At 65.6% G+C, this 16,461-nt stretch carries 16 protein-coding genes; 6 read left to right on the top strand and 10 right to left on the bottom strand.

The window, feature by feature from the left end; translation table 11 throughout:
* Positions 1–117 precede the first annotated feature (117 nt).
* A complete protein-coding gene (locus tag ACS5Q0_RS05785) occupies positions 118–1,080 on the top strand; it encodes a hypothetical protein (protein WP_473125658.1) in 963 nt (320 codons plus the stop codon).
* Here the strand turns inward: ACS5Q0_RS05785 and ACS5Q0_RS05780 are convergent.
* The 3 genes from ACS5Q0_RS05780 to ACS5Q0_RS05770 all read right to left on the bottom strand — a co-directional run bounded on the left by ACS5Q0_RS05780 (position 1,073) and on the right by ACS5Q0_RS05770 (position 6,286).
* Positions 1,073–1,627: a hydrolase gene (locus ACS5Q0_RS05780; protein ID WP_473125657.1), complete on the bottom strand. Its 555-nt coding sequence runs from the start codon at positions 1,625–1,627 to the stop codon at positions 1,073–1,075. The two genes, ACS5Q0_RS05785 and ACS5Q0_RS05780, sit on opposite strands and share 8 nt — an antisense overlap.
* Positions 1,628–1,731: 104 nt before the next feature.
* Positions 1,732–4,101 carry a PAS domain-containing protein gene (locus ACS5Q0_RS05775; RefSeq protein WP_473125656.1) on the bottom strand — a complete coding sequence of 790 codons (2,370 nt, stop codon included), beginning with the start codon at positions 4,099–4,101 and terminating at the stop codon, positions 1,732–1,734.
* Between the two features lie 40 nt (positions 4,102–4,141).
* Positions 4,142–6,286 carry a S9 family peptidase gene (locus ACS5Q0_RS05770; protein ID WP_473125655.1) on the bottom strand — a complete coding sequence of 715 codons (2,145 nt, stop codon included), beginning with the start codon at positions 6,284–6,286 and terminating at the stop codon, positions 4,142–4,144.
* A 431-nt stretch (positions 6,287–6,717) separates the two neighbouring features.
* Here ACS5Q0_RS05770 and ACS5Q0_RS05765 point away from each other — a divergent pair, with 431 nt between their 5' ends.
* On the top strand, positions 6,718–7,152 hold the full coding sequence (locus ACS5Q0_RS05765; protein ID WP_473125654.1) for a Ros/MucR family transcriptional regulator: 435 nt from the start codon (positions 6,718–6,720) through the stop codon (positions 7,150–7,152).
* Positions 7,153–7,480: 328 nt separating this feature from the next.
* On the top strand, positions 7,481–8,353 hold the full coding sequence (locus ACS5Q0_RS05760; RefSeq protein ID WP_473125653.1) for a DUF6456 domain-containing protein: 873 nt from the start codon (positions 7,481–7,483) through the stop codon (positions 8,351–8,353).
* On the opposite strand, the gene ACS5Q0_RS05755 is transcribed toward ACS5Q0_RS05760, so the two are convergent.
* Together ACS5Q0_RS05755 and ACS5Q0_RS05750 are read right to left on the bottom strand one after the other, a co-directional pair.
* Positions 8,350–8,778, bottom strand: a complete 429-nt coding sequence (locus tag ACS5Q0_RS05755) for a SufE family protein (protein ID WP_473125652.1) — start codon at positions 8,776–8,778, stop codon at positions 8,350–8,352. The genes ACS5Q0_RS05760 and ACS5Q0_RS05755 overlap by 4 nt on opposite strands.
* Positions 8,779–8,845: 67 nt before the next feature.
* Positions 8,846–9,172 carry a hypothetical protein gene (locus ACS5Q0_RS05750; protein WP_473125651.1) on the bottom strand — a complete coding sequence of 109 codons (327 nt, stop codon included), beginning with the start codon at positions 9,170–9,172 and terminating at the stop codon, positions 8,846–8,848.
* A gap of 410 nt (positions 9,173–9,582) precedes the next feature.
* On the opposite strand from ACS5Q0_RS05750, the gene ACS5Q0_RS05745 reads away from it, so the two are divergent.
* Both ACS5Q0_RS05745 and ACS5Q0_RS05740 read left to right on the top strand, forming a co-directional pair.
* The gene (locus ACS5Q0_RS05745) at positions 9,583–10,437 is read left to right on the top strand and encodes a peptidoglycan-binding domain-containing protein (protein ID WP_473125650.1); all 855 of its coding nucleotides are present in this window, start codon (positions 9,583–9,585) and stop codon (positions 10,435–10,437) included.
* Positions 10,437–10,778 carry a DUF1491 family protein gene (locus tag ACS5Q0_RS05740; protein WP_473125649.1) on the top strand — a complete coding sequence of 114 codons (342 nt, stop codon included), beginning with the start codon at positions 10,437–10,439 and terminating at the stop codon, positions 10,776–10,778. The genes ACS5Q0_RS05745 and ACS5Q0_RS05740 overlap by 1 nt, the downstream gene beginning before the upstream one ends.
* Positions 10,779–10,957: 179 nt before the next feature.
* On the opposite strand, the gene ACS5Q0_RS05735 is transcribed toward ACS5Q0_RS05740, so the two are convergent.
* Positions 10,958–11,962: a hypothetical protein gene (locus ACS5Q0_RS05735; RefSeq protein ID WP_473125648.1), complete on the bottom strand. Its 1,005-nt coding sequence runs from the start codon at positions 11,960–11,962 to the stop codon at positions 10,958–10,960.
* 271 nt (positions 11,963–12,233) lie between these two features.
* On the opposite strand from ACS5Q0_RS05735, the gene ACS5Q0_RS05730 reads away from it, so the two are divergent.
* Positions 12,234–12,437 carry a hypothetical protein gene (locus tag ACS5Q0_RS05730; RefSeq protein ID WP_473125647.1) on the top strand — a complete coding sequence of 68 codons (204 nt, stop codon included), beginning with the start codon at positions 12,234–12,236 and terminating at the stop codon, positions 12,435–12,437.
* A 40-nt stretch (positions 12,438–12,477) separates the two neighbouring features.
* On the opposite strand, the gene ACS5Q0_RS05725 is transcribed toward ACS5Q0_RS05730, so the two are convergent.
* The 4 genes from ACS5Q0_RS05725 to ACS5Q0_RS05710 are packed head-to-tail and all read right to left on the bottom strand — an operon-like array spanning position 12,478 to position 16,450.
* A complete protein-coding gene (locus ACS5Q0_RS05725) occupies positions 12,478–12,981 on the bottom strand; it encodes a GNAT family N-acetyltransferase (RefSeq protein WP_473125646.1) in 504 nt (167 codons plus the stop codon).
* Between the two features lie 24 nt (positions 12,982–13,005).
* The gene (locus ACS5Q0_RS05720) at positions 13,006–13,569 is read right to left on the bottom strand and encodes a DUF1254 domain-containing protein (RefSeq protein ID WP_473125645.1); all 564 of its coding nucleotides are present in this window, start codon (positions 13,567–13,569) and stop codon (positions 13,006–13,008) included.
* Positions 13,566–14,237 carry a DUF1214 domain-containing protein gene (locus ACS5Q0_RS05715; RefSeq protein ID WP_473125644.1) on the bottom strand — a complete coding sequence of 224 codons (672 nt, stop codon included), beginning with the start codon at positions 14,235–14,237 and terminating at the stop codon, positions 13,566–13,568. The genes ACS5Q0_RS05720 and ACS5Q0_RS05715 overlap by 4 nt, the downstream gene beginning before the upstream one ends.
* A gap of 2 nt (positions 14,238–14,239) precedes the next feature.
* Complete coding sequence (locus tag ACS5Q0_RS05710; protein WP_473125643.1) at positions 14,240–16,450, bottom strand: transglycosylase domain-containing protein; 2,211 nt, start codon at positions 16,448–16,450, stop codon at positions 14,240–14,242.
* Between the last annotated feature and the right edge of the window lie 11 nt (positions 16,451–16,461).

The raw sequence follows: 16,461 nt of genomic DNA, 5'->3' as shown, positions 1-16,461 counted from the left end.
AGAGCAACGGCTGACGCCCGGACTTTTTTCTACCCAATCTTTTCATGAGGTTGCCTTTCCCCTATAGAGGCATAGCTTTGCCCTTGAAAACCTTGTTCTGCGTATGATGGAGACGGCATGATCATCGCTCTTCTGGCTCTCGCTTTTGCGATGATCGTCGGCGGATTATTGGCTGCTTTCTTCGGGTGGGACATCGTTCTGATAGAACGTGGCTGGACGATGGTGATCGCCGGAAGCTTCAGCGCCGCCTGCGGCGCGCTTCTCCTGGGAATCACGGCGGTGGTTTCCAAGCTCGCCCGCATTCAGTCGGAGATCTCCCGCCTTCAGATCGGTTTCGACGAAACGGTTCGGGACGAGGCATCCGCCTCGTCGACTGGGCTCTCGGTAGCTGCTCTCGCCGGCGGGTTGCTGGGCGGGCGCATGTTCGGCCGTGGCGAGACGGCGGCCCAGGACGAGGCGCAGCCGGACCTGCCGCTTTTCTCCCACGACGAACGATCCGAGCCCGCTCCGGAGAGCCGTGTGGAATCCGTCGTGGAGAAAGCCGCCGAACCTCGTCCGTCCGGGACATCGTCCGGCGACACGGCGCGGCCCGAGGAAGACGAGGGCGAGATCGAGGCCAAGGTTCCGGATTTCCTGCTCGCCGAACGCCTCGAGGAGACCTATGTCGAAATCCGTGACGTTCCGGAAGACACGTCACTGTTCGCCGAGGAGCCCAAGCTGACGGAAGCCGAGGAAGAGCCTCGGGACGAGCGGGAGCGCGATGAGCCTCGCGAGCCGTCGGCAGAGCCCGCGCCGGCATTCGGGCCGGACTCCGAGGCCATGCGCGATTTCGAGCGGCTTTCCGGGGCAGAGAAACCCGCCAAGTCCGAGGAAGGGGCCGAGGAGGAGAAGGCAGGCGGAGCGCCGGGCTCCGGCGCCACCATCATCGGCACGTACAATTCCGGCGACAACACCTACGTGATGTTCTCCGACGGCTCCATCGAGGCGCAGACTCCAGGAGGCGTTTTCCGCTTCCAGTCCCTCGATGAGCTGAAAGCCTTCATCGCGTCCGGCGGAGAGGGCGGAAGCTCCGCTACTTGAACAGCGGAGAGAGGGCCCGGAAATCCTCCGTCGCAGCCCTCTCCATCCATTCGAACCCGACCATCTCCGTGGTGACCCAGTGACAGCCTGCATGGAGCAGGCGGGCGCAGGCTGCGTTGACGCTGTGCGGCGAGCGGCTCGAAACCCCGTCCGCGACCACGAAGACGTCGAGGCCCATCTCCTTGAAGGCGAGCGCGGTCTGCAGCACGCAGATATGCGCCTCGGCCCCGCAGATCACGAGCTGGCTGCGTCCCTCTCCCCGAAGCCTGGCGGCGCGCTCCGCGATCGCCGGATCGGCGGCCGCTGAGAAGGTCGTCTTCGGAAGAACCAGGGTCGAGGCTGGGAGAGCATCAGTCACGGATTCGACCGTCGGGCCGAGCCCTTTCGGATATTGCTCCGTGACCGTCACCGGAACGCCGAGCCGGGAGGCGACCTGCAGCAGGATGCCGATATTCCGGATCGTAGCGTCACCGTCGTGGATGGCGGGCATGAGCCTGGCTTGAACATCCACCACGAGAAGATGCGATCGGTTCGCGTTCAACAACATGACGTCTCTCCCCTCGTCGGGATGCCTGAGATCATTGTCCCTGCCATTTGGAGCTGCCCGGACCCCGCGGCGCGAGGAAGCATTCGCCTGTCCGCGGGCCGCTTCTACTCGTCCGTCTTGAAGAGGGGAGGCGCTCCAGGAATGGGCAAGCTCATCGTAAAGTGGAGGCCTTCCTCCCGGAAGTCCATGGCCACCTGAGCCTGGAGCTGCGTGGAGAGCACCCGCTGCAGCAGGCGCGAGCCGAAGCCTTGCCGGGCCGGGGTCGCGACGCGCGGTCCGCCATGCTCCGTCCAGGCGAAGTGCAGGATCGGGCCCGCCTCGCCCATCTCGATGGACCAGCGAACCTCGACCTGCCCGCCGAACGTCGACAAGGCGCCGTGCTTGGCCGCGTTGGTGGTGAGTTCGTGGATTGCCATGCCGATTGGCACGGCCGCTTCCGACGGCAGCTCGACATGCGGGCCTTCGATGAGAATCCGGTTGCGGGCCTCGTCTTCGTAGGGGCCGAGCTCCGTCTCCACGAGCTCGTGAAGATCAGCTCTCTGCCAGAGATCCTCCGTGAGCAGGTTGTGCGTGCGCGCAAGCGACACGATGCGTCCGACGAAGCCCTGATAGAACTCGTCGATGCTCGACGACGTCCGGGCGGTCGAGCCCACAATGGCCTGGACCGTCGCCAGGGTGTTCTTGACGCGGTGATGGAGCTCGCGGATCAGAAGATGCTGACGCTGCTCCGCCTGCTTGTAGCGCGTGACGTCGATATTGATGCCGATCATGCGCGTCGGCCGGCCTTCGCGGTCGTAGAAGAACAGCGCCGTGGTGTCGATGAAGCGGATGCCCTCGTCGGGATGGCGGATGCGATAGGACAGGCCGATCTCCCCGTCGTGGCGCGCCAGGGCCTCCTCCATCAGCCTCTTGCCGGGAGCCAAGTCCTCCGGAACGACCCGCTTCTCGAAAGCGGCCATATAGCCTTCGAAGGCGCCAGCCTCGAGGCCGAACAGGCGCTCCTGTTCGGCGGTCCACGTGATCCGGTCGGCGGTGATGTCCCAGTCGAATACGCCGATGCCGGCCGCACGCTGGGCCAGCGACAGGCGCTCCTCGCTGATGCGCAGCGCCGCTTCCGTTTCCTTGAGGTCGTGAATGTCGACGCTGGTGCCGACCCAACCGCCGAACTGGCCTTCCTTGTAGAAGGGTTCCGCCTGGATCAGGTGCCAGCGATAGGCGCCCGTATGAGATCGATAGCGGACCTCGGTCTCGTAGGGCGTGCGGTTCAGCATAACGCTCTTCAGCTCCTCATGCATGCGCCGCATGTCGTCGGGATGGATCGCCTGCATCCAGCTGTGGCCGAGGGCTTCCTCGGGAGGAAGGCCCGAATACTTGACCCAGCGTTCGTTGGCATAGGTCAGGCTGACATTCGGGTCCACGATCCAGACGAGGGCCGGCAGCGATTCCGCGATGATGCGGAACCGCGCTTCGGTCTCCCGCAGGCCTCGCTCCGCGCGCGCCTTCTCGATGGCGAGCCAGGTCCGCTCCGCGACGTCCTCGATGAGCGCCACGTCCTCCCCGGTCCAGATCCGGGGGGTGGAGGCACTCGTGTAAAGAACGGCCTTGAGGTGATCGTTTCTCAGCACCGGCATGCTGACGAGGGACCTGATGTTCATGCCGCTGTAGCGGGCCTGCTGCGCAGGGCCGCTCAGACGAGGATCCGCCTTGACGTCCTCGATGATCACCGGCTCGCCCTGCCTGAGCGCGGATAATTCGAAGTCCGCGAGCTGGTCGAACCTCTCCACCTTGCCTTCATTGGAGATGAGGCCCTTCGACCATTCCTTCTCGATGGCGATGACGCCGCGCTCCTCGAAGACCTCGCCGTAACCCGCCGTATCGATGTCGAGGAAACGGGCCAGATGCCGCGCCGAGGTCTCCAGGATCTGGTCGGGATCTTCCAGCGTGCCGAGCTGGTCGTTGAGCTCCAGCAGGAACTCCTGGCGGCGCTGGGCGCGGGTGCTCTCCTCCCTGACCCTTTCCCGCTCGGTGATGTCCTGCACGACGCCCAGCGTATAAACCGGCTTGCCGTTTTCGGCGATCACCCCGCCGCGGACGTGAATGCGGCCGGGGCGGCCGTCGGCGCGGATGATCCGATGCTCGATATTGAAGTCGGTCTTCGTCTTCAACGCATAGGAAATCGCCTGATCGATCCGCGCCACGTCGTCGGGATGGAACATCGCCCGCAGCCCGTCATAGGTGAGCTGCGCATCCGGCGGCAATCCGAAATAGGCTTTGAACGCCGGGGTGCCGCTGACCTCTCCGGTTTCCTGGTTCCGCTGCCAGGCTCCGAGTCGGCTGACGTCGAGCGCCATGCGCAGTTTCGACGCGCTCAGTCGGAGCGCCATCTCGGCCTGCTGCACACGCCGCTCCAGCTCGGCGATGCGCTGCTCGGGAGTAACGTCATCCGCTATGTCTGAACCGGCTCGACTCGTCATGAATGCACGCTCTCGAACATGAGGGCCGCTCGCGCTCCTCTCACGCTAGTTCCGGCCCGGGGAAGGATTCCGGTCGGCGGCCAAAGCCTTCCACGCAGGCGAGGGCGAAGGTGTAGGCCAGCGCGACTTCCTCGAGCCGGTCGAACCGGCCTGCCGCGCCCCCATGGCCCGCGTCCATGTTGAGCCTGAGGAGAATGGGGCCGCCTCCCGTCCTCGTTGCTCTCAGCCGCGCGACCCATTTGGCGGGCTCCCAGTAGGTCACGCGCGGATCCGTCAAGCCGGCGAGCGCCAGAATCGCCGGGTAGGCCTGAGGCATTATGTTATCATAGGGCGAATAGGAGAAAATAGTACGGAAGGCTGCTTCGTCGGCGGCTGGATTTCCCCATTCGGGCCATTCGGGCGGCGTGAGGGGGAGTTCGGCGTCCAGCATGGTGTTGAGCACGTCCACGAAGGGCACCTCGGCAATGATGCCGGCGAAGAGGTCCGGCGCCATGTTGGCCACGGCCCCCATCAGCATTCCGCCCGCGCTGCCGCCATGGGCCACGATCCGCCCCCGCGACGTATAGCCGGCCTGGGCCAGGGCCTCGCCGCTGGCGATGAAATCCTTGAAGGTGTTCGTCTTCTTCTCGCGCTTGCCGTCGAGATACCAGCGCCACCCCTTCTCCGTGCCGCCCCGGACATGGGCAATGGCATAGACGAAGCCCCGATCCACGAGCGACAGAATGCTCGTGCGGAAGCTGGCAGGCATCGACATGCCGTAGGAGCCGTATCCATAGAGCAGGCAGGGGGCCGAGCCGTCGAGAGCGGTCTCCCGGCGGTGCAGGATCGAGATCGGCACCTGCTCCCCGTCCGGCGCCGTGGCGAAGAGGCGGCGGGTGACGTAGTCGGCCGGGTTGTGGCCGCTCGGAACTTCCTGGCGCTTCCGCAGCGTCCGCTCGCCCGTCCGGAGGTTGTAATCGGTCACCTCGTTCGGGGTCGTCAGGGACGAGTAATGGTAGCGGATCACATCCGTGTCGAACTCGTAGCCGGGGGTGAACCCGAGAGAATAGGCCTCCTCGTCGAAGGCGATGCTCTCCTCCCGCCCGCTCGCGATCTCGCGCAGCACGATCCGGGGGCTGGCGTTCTCCCGCTCCAGGCGGACGAGATAGCGGGCCAGGGCCACGACCGAAAGGATCATGATTCCCGGACGGTAGGGAATGAGGTCGGTCCAGTGCGCGCGCCCAGGGGTGGCCACGGGGGCCGTCACGATCTTGAAGTCCTCCGCCCCGTCCGCATTGGTGAGGATGATCAGGCGGTCGCCGTGATGTTCCACATCGTATTGCAGCTGAGGCGTGCGCGCCTCGACGAGGCGGGGGCGCGCGGCGTCGTCGGACCGGTCGAGGAGCCAGACTTCCGAGGTTTCGTGGTCGCTCGCCTCGATCAGGACGAAGGCGTCCGACTGGGTCACGCCGAGCTTCACGAAGAAGCCCGGGTCCTTCTCCTCGTAGATGGTCTCATCCACGGCCGGGTCAGAGCCGATCAGATGGCGTCTGACACGCACCGGGCGGTGGTTCTCGTCGAGCTCGACGTAATAGAAGCCGGAGCTGTCGTTGAGCCACACCACGCCGCCGGAGGTCTGAGGCACCTCGTCGGGGAGGTCCCGGCCGGATTCGAGGTCGCGGATGCGGATCGTGAAGTATTCGGAGCCCTTCACGTCCGAGCCCCAGGCCAGGAGCCTGTGGTCCGGGGAATGGTCCGCGCCGCCCAGGTCGAAGAAGGCGAAGCCCTCGGCCTCCTTGTCCCCATCGAGCATGACGGCCTCCGCGCCGCCGTCGCGGGGCTGGCGGCAGACGAGAGGGTGCTGCCCACCTTCACGGTAGCGGGTGAAATAGGCGAACGGGCCGTCGGGCTGGGGAACGGTGGAATCGTCCTCCTTGATGCGCCCGCGCATCTCGGCGACGAGCCGGGCCTGGAAATCCTCGGTCCCGGCGAAGGCCGCGGAGGCATAGGCGTTCTCTTGCTCAAGGGCCGCGCGAATGGCCGGATCGAGGGCAGCGGGGTCCCTGAGCACATCCTTCCAGTTCTCGGCCTTGAGCCAGGCATAGGGGTCCTGGATTCTCACCCCGTGCACCTCGAAGCTGTGCGGCCTTGCCGGTGTGACCGGCGCGGGAGGCAGGGGATTGGAGAGGAGACGTTCGCGTTTCATGGAAGGACCCGGATAGGAGGCTTAAGGCAGGGCAATTATGCATACATAACTCGGATTTCCCACGTCGGGTCCGTGCCGGGGCGTTGGCGCGTGCTATGTTCGTCCGCAGGGCGGGGCCGCTATAGCTGCTTCTTCTGCTTAGGAAGGGGGCGAATTCAGTATTGTGCTGCTGCAGGCCGGCGATCGGTTTCCCATCCGTTAAACCTATGTTTATTGCACACTGAAAGTTGACCCCAAGTTTTCCAAAGTTTTCCTTTTATTGATCTTGTGTTTCACTCGGAATTGACATACCTGAACGGGCAGGAACGTTCGCCGCGCGTTTACAGTGCGGTTCAAGAATGAGGCAAGCATTGCTTGCGCAATGACTGCTCAAAATTCAGCCTGTAAGGCATTTGAGCTGTTTTTGCGGGCCGGAAAGGAAGAAAATCAAAATGAGCGACAATATCGCTGCGTCAAACTACATTGAGCTGGCCGCGGATATCGTATCCGCCTATGTGAGCAACAACTCTGTTCCATCGGGCGATCTGCCGACGCTGATCAACGACGTCCACTCCGCTCTCATGCGCGTCGGCGGCGGCACCGTCGAAGCTCCGATCGAAGCTCCGAAGCCCGCCGTTCCCGTGAAGAAGTCCGTCACTCCCGACTACATCGTCTGCCTGGAGGACGGCAAGAAGTTCAAGTCGCTGAAGCGCCATCTGCGTACGCAGTACAACATGACGCCCGAGCAGTACCGCGAGAAGTGGGCTCTGCCGGTCGATTATCCGATGGTGGCTCCGAACTACGCCAAGGCCCGCTCCGAGCTCGCAAAGGAAATGGGTCTCGGCCAGCAGCGCCGGAAGCGCCGTTCGTCGCGCAGCAGCAGCTGAGCGGCCTGACAGGCGTGACGTTTCAAGCCGCCCTTCGGGGCGGCTTTTGCATGCGCGACTCGGACCAGGGAGAGTTTTCCCATCATGGCGCCAATGGGCCCGGAACGGGCGTTGCCTGACTTATCCTCAGTCTTATCAACAGTTTTGAATCTCGTTGACAATTAGGAATATGCGCCCACTATCAGAAGTGGAGGGGGCGAGTCCTTTCTTTCTTTATTTATAGGAACAAAACATGAACAAAATTGAGAACGAGAGTTTTCATCAAGGCATTGCCCCGGCCGGATCTCTCAAGTCCCGGCGGGTAAAAAAGATAAAGGAAACAAGGCGCATGAGGGGACGGGGCGCATCCGCTCCCCATGGAGCGAGAGCCGATTCCCTCTCGCGGGAGGCACGACGACTTCTGGCTGTACTCGACGTTGCGGAAACACGCGCCATGGTGGATCCGACCGACGAGAGCAGCGTCATCGTCCACAGGAAGCGCGCGGGCATCTCGGTCGGGGCCGGGCGCTTCGGGCGGGCCGATGCCGAGGTGCTCGTCCGGCAGGATCTGGCGGTCTGGCAGCGCGTCGGGTCCGGCCCGAAGACCCTATCCTTGAGCGAGGTCGGGCGCTCCTACCTTCGCCGCGTCGCCGGGAACGAGCCTGAGACCGCCTTCCTGAGCCAGCACCGCGACATCGTGGAGGCCACGATCGAGACCGAGACGGGGCCGAGCCGCGTCCGAATGGATGCCGAGGAGAGCCCGCTCGACTGGCTGCGCCGCCGCAAGGACCGGAACGGAGCGCCGCTGATCGACGAGGCGGCCTATCAGGCCGGGGAAAGGCTGCGCACGGACATCATGCTGGCGGGCCTGCTGCCGGGCGTCACGGCCCGCTGGGACGCGATGCCGACGGGTGGCGGTCCTGCCTCGCCGTCGGAGGCCACCGACCGCATAATCGCCGCCCGCCAGCGCATCCGGCACGCCTTCGATGCCATCGGTTCGGATTTCAGCGACCTGCTGATGGACCTTTGCGGCTTCCTGAAGGGCCTGGAGCTGATCGAGCGGGAGCGGGGATGGCCGCAACGCTCCGCGAAGATCGTCGTGCGCCTCGCCCTGGCGCGGCTCGCCGAGCATTACGGCATCGAGGCGGCGGCGCGGGGCCCGGCGGCCTCGCGCGGAATCAGAGCCTGGCAGGCGGTCGTGATCGACGGCGGGCTCTCTTAAAGAGCCGCCTGCGCCGTTTGGGCGTCGCGGCGGATGCGCTCGACCATGGACCTGACGCCGTTCGACCGCTGTGGCGTCAGGTGTTCCGCGAGGCCGAGATCCTTGAACAGGGCGAGGGCGTCGGTGGAGAGAGCCTCCTCCGGCGTCTTGCCGTTGTAAAGCGCGATCATCAGGGCGACGAGGCCGCGCACGATATGGGCGTCGCTGTCCCCGAGGAGATGAAGCGCGGGTTCGCCCTGGGAGCGGTCGAGGCGTGTTTCGAGCCAGACCTGGCTCGCGCACCCCTTCACCTTGTTGGCGTCGGTATGGGCCTCCGCGGGAAGCGGATCCATCATCCGCCCCAGCTCGATCACATAGCGATAGCGCTCTTCCCAGTCGTCGAGCAGCTCGAAGTTGGAGACGATCTCGTCAATGGTCGGCAGCATGGCAATCCTGCTTTGTCTGCCGGTCATATAATCGCTGCGGAGGCGTTTGGCGACCGGACGCCCGCAATCAGCCGCGCGGCCTGTCCGTCGAGGGGGCGCGGTCCTCCGGCTTCAGGGTATCCGACGGCTTCGTGGCCGGGGGCGTGACGCCGGAGGCGGTGAGGATCTTGTCGACGACGGCCTGCTTGGCGTTCTCGGGCAAAGCCTGCCACACGGTTTCGAGATGGCCCGCCGCTGCATTCGCCGCAGGTTTGGCAGCCACGGGCGCCGCCTGCTCCCTGGCCTTCGGCGCGAAGACGTTCTGAAGCGGATCGGGGCCTTCGCCGCGCTGACGGACGGGCGAGTAGTAGAAAATTGCGCCGACGATGAGGACAAAACGCAGAATCGAAAACATGAGGCGGCTGCCGGTACCAATCGAAAGATCAAAGATGATGCATCATAACGTGTGGCGCCGGTCCCGCGTAGGCGGCGAAGGTGGAACTTCGGAACAGAGTGAACGGAAGGTTAAACACGGGGCCTGTCCGGCCCTGGCCGTTAAGATCTTTGATTTGTAAGGAAAAAACATTGGCCTTCGCCTTGTCTGCGGTCTCCTCCGGCTTCATTCTGCCGGGGAGCGTCGTGGTTTCGGGGCCGAGAGGGCGTTCGCTTAAGCGTTCGTTTAACGGGCCTCTGCCACGCTTTCGCCAAGAAGAGGGAGGAGCGGCTCCAGGGACTTCCGCACGTGATCCTCGGCTTCGGCCGGGGCTGTCACGCGACGCTGGTGCCTGATCGTCGTGCTGCTCCTTCAACGATGGGATGATTGTTGTGCGTGATGCTTTCGCTGCCGAGACCGATGACGATTTCGACCTGCCCGCCGTCGTGCGGCGGAAGGCTTCGCCGCGTCCGCAGACGAAGCGGACGTCCAGAAAGGCCCCGCGCAAGATCGGCATGGGCGAGCGGCTGGCGGCTCAGGCTCTGAAGCATCCCGGCCGCGTGGCCGCGTTCGTGCTCCTGGCGGGCTGCGCCGGCGCCATCGCCTGGAATGCCTTGGTTTTGCAGAGCACCCGCCATCCCGCGCCGTTGTTCTCGCATCGCGAGCCGTCCGTGGCCGCAGCGGTCCCCGCCGCCGCGCCCGAGCCGACGCAGCAATCGACCCAGCCCTTGCCGCCGATGCGGCCCGGGGCCGAAGCCCACGAGGCGCAGGCGATGGCCCTGCACGAGCAGGCCGAACCTGCGGTCCATAGCGAGGCTGCGCCCGCAGCCCCTGCACCGCGCGCCGCGTCGCGCAGCGGGATCTCGGACCTGATCCGCAACAACGGCGTGCCGAGTCCCGCGCCGCAGCGTCCGCAGCAGGCCGCGATCCAGGCAGCGGCTCCCCCGCCGCCGCCGAGCCGCGCGCCGACGGTGCGCGATCCCATCGCGGAAATGATCCGCCTCGGCGGGCCGGTGCCGACGCCGCCCGCCAATGTGGGACGGTCCGATGGGGGCGATGTCGTGCTCGCCGGCCAGCGGGCCCTCGCGCGGCTGGGATACGGCGTGAAGGTCGACGGGATGATGGGGCCGGGAACCCGCCAGGCCATCGAGCGCTTCGAGCAGGACCGGCGCCTCCCGGTCACCGGCGCCTTCAGCCCGCGCACGATGCGTGAACTCTCCACGGCGTCGGGCATTGCCGTTCAGTAATGGCTCGTCTTCGCTCCGATTTCTTCGTGTCCGCCTATTTGCGCCGCTGCGGCGTCGAGGGCGTTGATGCAGCTTTGCGCAGGCGCGGCGCCGCGGAGGCCGGGGCCATCTTCGTGAAGGTCGATCATCTGGACGGGACGGCAAGTCTTTATGGGCCTGCGCCGCAGCTTTTCGTCGATGACAGCGGCGAGCGTCTCTTCGTGCCGATCCTTCAGGGCGTGACGCCTCTCGATGTGGAGGAGCGGATGGCGCGGGAGCAGCGCTTCGATTCCGATCTCTGGCTGGTGGAGGTGGACGACCGCCAGGGCCGCCACTTCCTCGATCTCGCGTCTGAAACCTAGAGCTGCACGACACGCCGGAAAAGGACAATCTCCGTCGTCATCCCCGGCCCTGTGCCGGGGATCCACGTCCTTGACCCACTGTGTTTTCAAGACGTGGATGGCCGGGTCAAGCCCGGCCATGACGAGAGGACGAGCCGCATCGCCAGTCGGGACCCAATCCTCCGCGTTCGCACGATGCCCTAAAGCGGCCGGCTCTCGCCGTAGAGCGCCTTCGCACCCAGGATCGTCTCGACGAGGGTGAGGGCGACCGGGCCGGAAGCATCCCGCATGCCGCGCACCAGCTCACGGATCGCGGAGAGCGGATAGGAGAGGGCGGGATGCAGGGTCAGGACGATGCGGATCGCGTCCTGTTCCGGCACTCCCAAGGCCTTCAGCGCGAGGGCGAGAAGCGGATGACGGCCGATCTGAAGCAGGCGCCATTCGACAGGGCTCGCAAAGCCGAAGGCTTGCGTCAGCAATCGCTCGAATCCCGCATGATCGCCGTCGTTCGCAGCCTTGCGGAGCGCCGCCACGTCGTGCTCCGCAAGGCGGAGGAATGCGGCGGAGGCTTGCGTGCAGGAGGCCGCGATCCGCTGCCGGATCAGCCGCTGCCGTTCACGATCTGCCGCCAGGTAGAGGCATGATTCCTGCGCCACGGAGAGATCGGTGCGCTGGAGGAGAATGCGGGCGAGGGTGGGGCGCTCGACGGCGCGCCGGACCAGTGCGTGGAACGCCGGTGTCGAGGATGCGAAGGCCGGATTGGCGGCGAGGATGTCCTCGCAGGCTTCCTCTCGAAGCACCAGCAGGCGCTCGATGCTCGCGGCATCGAGATCGTCCCGCGCGGCAAAGTGCGCGCGGCCCTCTGCGGTCGCGAAAAGCCGCTTGTCGAGGCCGGGATCGGAAGACGATTCGAAGGACGGCGCGGTCGCGCGCGTTTCCGGCAGGTGCCGGTGCAGATAGTCGAGAACGGAATGCGGCGTGTCCTGGCAGCGCGCGAGGATTCCCGCGATGTCGAGAAGGGTCGCGCGATCCGCCTTCGGCAGGAAGCCCAGGGCCAGAGCCTCGAAGGTTTCGATGCTCTCGCGGTCGCGCGCGGGAGCGGCGGCGAACATTTCCGCATTGACCTTCAGAAGAGCGGCGCAGGCATCCGTGCCGCTCAAGTCGGACAGGTGGGGCCAGAGACCCGGGTTCGCAGAGGACGCCATACTCAACACCTTCTCCAGCGCAGCCCGGCAGGCACCCTAGAGAACGTCGGTTAAGCGGATGTTTATGGCGGACGCCGAAGTCGGGTTCGGTATGCGCTCCGGCACACAGGTTCGTGTCCTCCGGAACTGAGCGCTGCCGTATCTGTTGTTTTCTTGTAAGACCCGGTGTTTTTCCGACATCCCCCGCGTGCAGGAAACGGTCTGTTAACCATAAGGCTTTTTTCGTGAGCGAGTTGCAGAGGCAGATTTTGGAACGTTAGAGGAGGACACAATGCAGGATGCGTGGACGAGATCGCCGGGAGTGGTGATCGCTTTTCCCGATGCCGCCGACAGGCCGCAGCGTCCGCATTTGAATGCGGACGAGCCGCGCGGCGAAATTCTCCTCTTCACGGGCGTGCGCTACGAGAGGCCCGAGCCGAGCCCCGGCCCGTCCCGCCCTTACGCCAGCAACCGTCCGGGTCGCCGGCGCTCCTAGTTTTTCTTGAGTTTATCGTTCAGTCGAGACGCGTTGTGCGTCAGCTGAGGGCCTGTGCCACATCGCGCACCATCAGCACCGCGTCCGGTCCGTATGTGAGGAGTTTCGCCTCGAGACCGGGAACATTCCTGACGTGAAAGTCCAACCGCTCCCAGAAGGCCTGCGAGTTGTTGACGGCGACCAGTGACAGCGTGTCGAAGCCCGCGTCTCGCGCGTGGCGGGCCAGCCGCTCGCCCACTTGTCCGGCATGGCCTTTGCCGCGGGCCGCGGGCAGCAGCGCCACGTCGTGGACGTAATAGGTCGTCGCGTCGCCGGGAATGCGTCCCAGGAGCGAGTTCAGCGCGGGCGGAGTTCCGAAGTGCCAGGGATGGGTGAGCGCGTAGCCGAGGAGGCGGCCATCCTCCTCGAGGGCGAGGCAGCCTTGCGGATAGAGACGCAGGCGTTCCTCGAAGACCTGCATGTCCTCGGGATGGTCGACATGGATCGTATCCGCCAGGATCCGCACCTCGGCGAGATCCTGCGCGGTCATGGGGCGCCAGGGCATGGTTTGCTCAGTTTAATCGTCAGTTTAATCGATGGACTCGGTGGCGCAGGACACGGCCTTCGCGGCTTCTTCGGCCTGCGCCCGCTGGCTGGGGGTGGGAGCCGCCACCCGCACGATGACGAAGCCCTGCTGCTCGGGGGACACGATCCGCACATCGCGTGACGGCTCGTTCTCGTCCTCCGCGGCTCGCGCTTCGTCGAGTTGACGCGCGGTCATGGCGACGATCTCGAGTTCTCCGCGCACGGCGGCGCGGTCCGTGACGGCGAAGAACACGCCGCCCGATTCCCGGTGGAACGAGAAGGACAAGAGGTTCGGGCCGGTCTGGGCCGCCACCCGAATGGGGCCGTTGCGCAGATCGAAGGCGCAGGCCGCGACCGCCACCGCCGGATCGGGCAGGGGCATCCAGGTGTCCGCGCCGCCCGGAGTGCTGATGATCTGCGCCTTGGTGGCCGTGAGCGTCGATTGAACCTTCGCGAAGGCGTCGTTCTCGGCCAGGTAGGGGGTGGCCAGGATGGATGCGATATGCACGCCCGCGGCCAGCACGAGGCCGCAGAGGGTGGCGATCAGAAAGCGGCCCCAACCTCTCATGCGCCGCACTCCACGCGCTGGATGGACGGGAAGACGCTCTCGCTCAGGCCCGTGCCAGCAGCGCCGGGCGTGTCGTAGAGCCTGATCACGATACTGAACCGGCCCGAGGGCGGAAGCTGGAGCCAGTTACCGTCCTGGAGGCTGCGGGAGAGCTTGATCGCGAACTGGTCCTCGGCGTCACGCAGGAGTTCCGCGGAGGTGAAGCTGCTCCGGCCCAGATCGGTTCGAACGAGATGGCCGTCCTGGTCGTAGAGCGAGAGCGTCCAGAGGCGGGCCGCCGGGGCGACGGAGCCGACGCGGTACGTGCAGGCGGAATCGAGATCCCGGCCTTGGCTGTCGGCCTTCGCGGTGAAGCCGAGTCCTTCGCCTGTCGCCAGGGGAACATCGCCGCGCTCGGCCAGGATGGCGCGCATATAGGGATCGGCCGAGGTCGAGCCGAGCGTGGGCCACGCGGTCCACGGGCCGATGCGCAATCGGCCGAACGGCGGGTCGCCCTGGAGGATCCAATAGGTCGAGCCCAGGCCCAGCGCGAGCGCGAGAAGAAGCGCGTAGACGACCAGAAGGGCGGTCGGGACGAATCGAAAGGTCACGGGCTTGGGTGCGGCGGCGTCATGGGCGCGCATCGAACCCGCCCTGGGGGCGTTCGTCAATATGGCCTCGGTGGTCATCGTTACGGCATCGCCACTTGTCGGGACGCTTCGACAGAGCCCGTCACACGCGGAACGCTGCTCTCCTTCGCCGTGGATATGGAGCGCTCGGCGGATTGGAACAGGGCGCCGATCCCGCCCAGAACCTCATAGGATTTCCGGGAGAGGGTGCCCGCGAGGAAGGCGGATGTCGGCCCCTGCGCCTGATCCGCCGCCGGGCGGCCAGAGCTGGCGACGCGGGCGAAGGGGGCGGGATCGACGCCGGGAATCGGCCGGATCTCGAGGTTCTGGTGGGCGAAGTCCATCACCTCGTGCCAGGTATGGGCCGGAAGGGTGCCGCCGGTCATGTTGTTCATGGGCTTGGAATCGTCGTTGCCGTACCAGACAGCGGCGACGAGATTTCCGGTGAAGCCCACGAACCAGGCATCCTTGTAGGCGTTGGTCGTGCCGGTCTTGCCCGCGGTGGGGATGCCGTCGAGCCCCGCGCGCCTGCCGGTGCCTTCCGTGACCACCTTGTTGAGCATGAAATTCATGTCGTTGACGACGCGGGTTTCCAGCACCTGCTTGGGCGGCGTGTCGCGGTCGTGCCGGTAGATCACCTCTCCGGACGAATTGCGCACCTCCCAGGCGGCGTAAGGATTAGCCCGGTAGCCGCCGTTCGCGAACACCGCATAGGACGCCGCCATGTCGATCGGGGTCACCTCGGCGGCCCCGATGGGAAGGGGAGCCTCGTTCGCCAGCGGATGGGTCAGGCCCATGCGCTTGGCGGTGTCGATGATGATCGAACGGCCGGCCTTCGCGTTGCCCTTGCCGATTTCCACCGACATCCGCACCGGGATGGAGTTGATCGAGCGCGCCAGGGCCGAGACCAGGGGCATCGAGCCGGAATAGGAGCGGCCGTAATTCTGCGGGCACCAGTTGCCGAGGCAGATGGGGGCGTCGACGACCGTCGAGCTGGGCTTCAGCTTCGGATTGGTGGTCAGGGCGGCGGCATAGACGAAGGGCTTGAAGGAGGAGCCCGGCTGACGCAGGCCGTTCGTCGCGCGGTTGAACTGGCTCTGGCCGTAGTCGCGGCCGCCGACGATGGCGCGGACGGCGCCGTCCACGTCCATGACCACGAGGGCGCCCTGGCCCGCGCGGTACTGGCGCCCGTTCTGGCGCAGTTCGCTTTCGAGGATCTCTTCCGCGTGCCGCTGCAGGGACGTGTCGAGAGGCGTCTTGACGACGAGCACGCGCTCATGGCCGAACTTCTTCTCGGCGGCGAGGGCCTTCACCTGCTCGAAGGCCCAGTCGAGGTAGAAGTCGGGAGTCGTTTCACGCTCGCGGCTCACCGGCGTGGCCGGGTTCCGGCGGGCGGTCTGGATCTGGCCTTCGGTGAGGAAGCCTGCCTCGACCATGTTGCGCAGAACCTCGTTCGCCCGGGCGCGGGCCGCCGGCAGGTTCACGTGGGGCGCATATTTGGTCGGGGCCTTGAACAGGCCCGCCAGCATGGCGGATTCGGCCAGGGTCAGGTCCTTGGCGGGCTTCCCGAAATAATAGTCGGCGGCGGCCACGACGCCATGGGCACCGCCGCCCATATAGGCGCGGTCCAGGTAGAGCTTGAGGATCTCGTCCTTGGACAGGTGGAATTCGAGCCAGACGGCCAGGAAGGCTTCCTTGATCTTGCGTTCGAGGGAGCGCTCGTTCGTCAGGAACAGGTTCTTGGCCAATTGCTGGGTGATGGAGGAGCCGCCCTGGACCACGCCGCCGCCCTGGGCATTGACCAGGAGAGCGCGGAAGGTGCCGATGGGATCGATGCCCCAGTGATCGTAGAAGCGCCGGTCTTCCGTCGAGAGCGCGGCCTTGATCATGTAGTCCGGGAAGTCCTCGAGCTTGTAGGAATCGTCGAGGTGCAGGCCGCGCCTTCCGACCTCCTGCCCATAGCGGTCGACGAAGGTGACGGCGAGATCCTGGGTTTTCAGCCAGTCGTCCTCGGTCTCCCGGAAAGCCGGAAGCGCCAGGGCCAGCATGACGATGCCGCCGACGGTGCCCAGGGTCGTCGCTTCGCTCGTCAGGTCGAGAACCACGCGCATGGGCCCGCGGAAGCGCAGGCACTTCATCTTTTCCGAATAGGATTCATAGGCCGAGGCCAGCCCTCGTCCGCTCTGAAACAGAAACGAGTTCAGCCACGCGTCCAGCCAGAGCGCGGCACGCTTGATCCGTGTCGGGAGGGAGGGGGAGGGATGCGGGCGCACGGTGGTCCTTC

The sequence above is a fragment of the Microvirga sp. HS2 genome (genome assembly GCF_055792805.1).
The sequence above is the reverse complement of the archived record's forward strand: the minus strand, read 5'-3'. Positions and strand labels throughout refer to the sequence as shown.

Bases quoted from the DNA above. Each gene is read 5' to 3' on its own strand.
- ACS5Q0_RS05785 (WP_473125658.1), top strand. From the start codon at position 118: ATGATCATCGCTCTTCTGGCTCTCGCTTTTGCGATGATCGTCGGCGGA.
- ACS5Q0_RS05765 (WP_473125654.1), top strand. From the start codon at position 6,718: ATGAGCGACAATATCGCTGCGTCAAACTACATTGAGCTGGCCGCGGAT.
- ACS5Q0_RS05780 (WP_473125657.1), bottom strand. From the start codon at position 1,627: ATGTTGTTGAACGCGAACCGATCGCATCTTCTCGTGGTGGATGTTCAA.
- ACS5Q0_RS05750 (WP_473125651.1), bottom strand. From the start codon at position 9,172: ATGTTTTCGATTCTGCGTTTTGTCCTCATCGTCGGCGCAATTTTCTAC.
- ACS5Q0_RS05725 (WP_473125646.1), bottom strand. From the start codon at position 12,981: ATGCCCTGGCGCCCCATGACCGCGCAGGATCTCGCCGAGGTGCGGATC.
- ACS5Q0_RS05760 (WP_473125653.1), top strand. From the start codon at position 7,481: ATGAGGGGACGGGGCGCATCCGCTCCCCATGGAGCGAGAGCCGATTCC.
- ACS5Q0_RS05715 (WP_473125644.1), bottom strand. From the start codon at position 14,237: ATGACCACCGAGGCCATATTGACGAACGCCCCCAGGGCGGGTTCGATG.
- ACS5Q0_RS05735 (WP_473125648.1), bottom strand. From the start codon at position 11,962: ATGGCGTCCTCTGCGAACCCGGGTCTCTGGCCCCACCTGTCCGACTTG.
- ACS5Q0_RS05770 (WP_473125655.1), bottom strand. From the start codon at position 6,286: ATGAAACGCGAACGTCTCCTCTCCAATCCCCTGCCTCCCGCGCCGGTC.
- ACS5Q0_RS05730 (WP_473125647.1), top strand. From the start codon at position 12,234: ATGCAGGATGCGTGGACGAGATCGCCGGGAGTGGTGATCGCTTTTCCC.
- ACS5Q0_RS05740 (WP_473125649.1), top strand. From the start codon at position 10,437: ATGGCTCGTCTTCGCTCCGATTTCTTCGTGTCCGCCTATTTGCGCCGC.
- ACS5Q0_RS05755 (WP_473125652.1), bottom strand. From the start codon at position 8,778: ATGCTGCCGACCATTGACGAGATCGTCTCCAACTTCGAGCTGCTCGAC.
- ACS5Q0_RS05775 (WP_473125656.1), bottom strand. From the start codon at position 4,101: ATGACGAGTCGAGCCGGTTCAGACATAGCGGATGACGTTACTCCCGAG.
- ACS5Q0_RS05720 (WP_473125645.1), bottom strand. From the start codon at position 13,569: ATGAGAGGTTGGGGCCGCTTTCTGATCGCCACCCTCTGCGGCCTCGTG.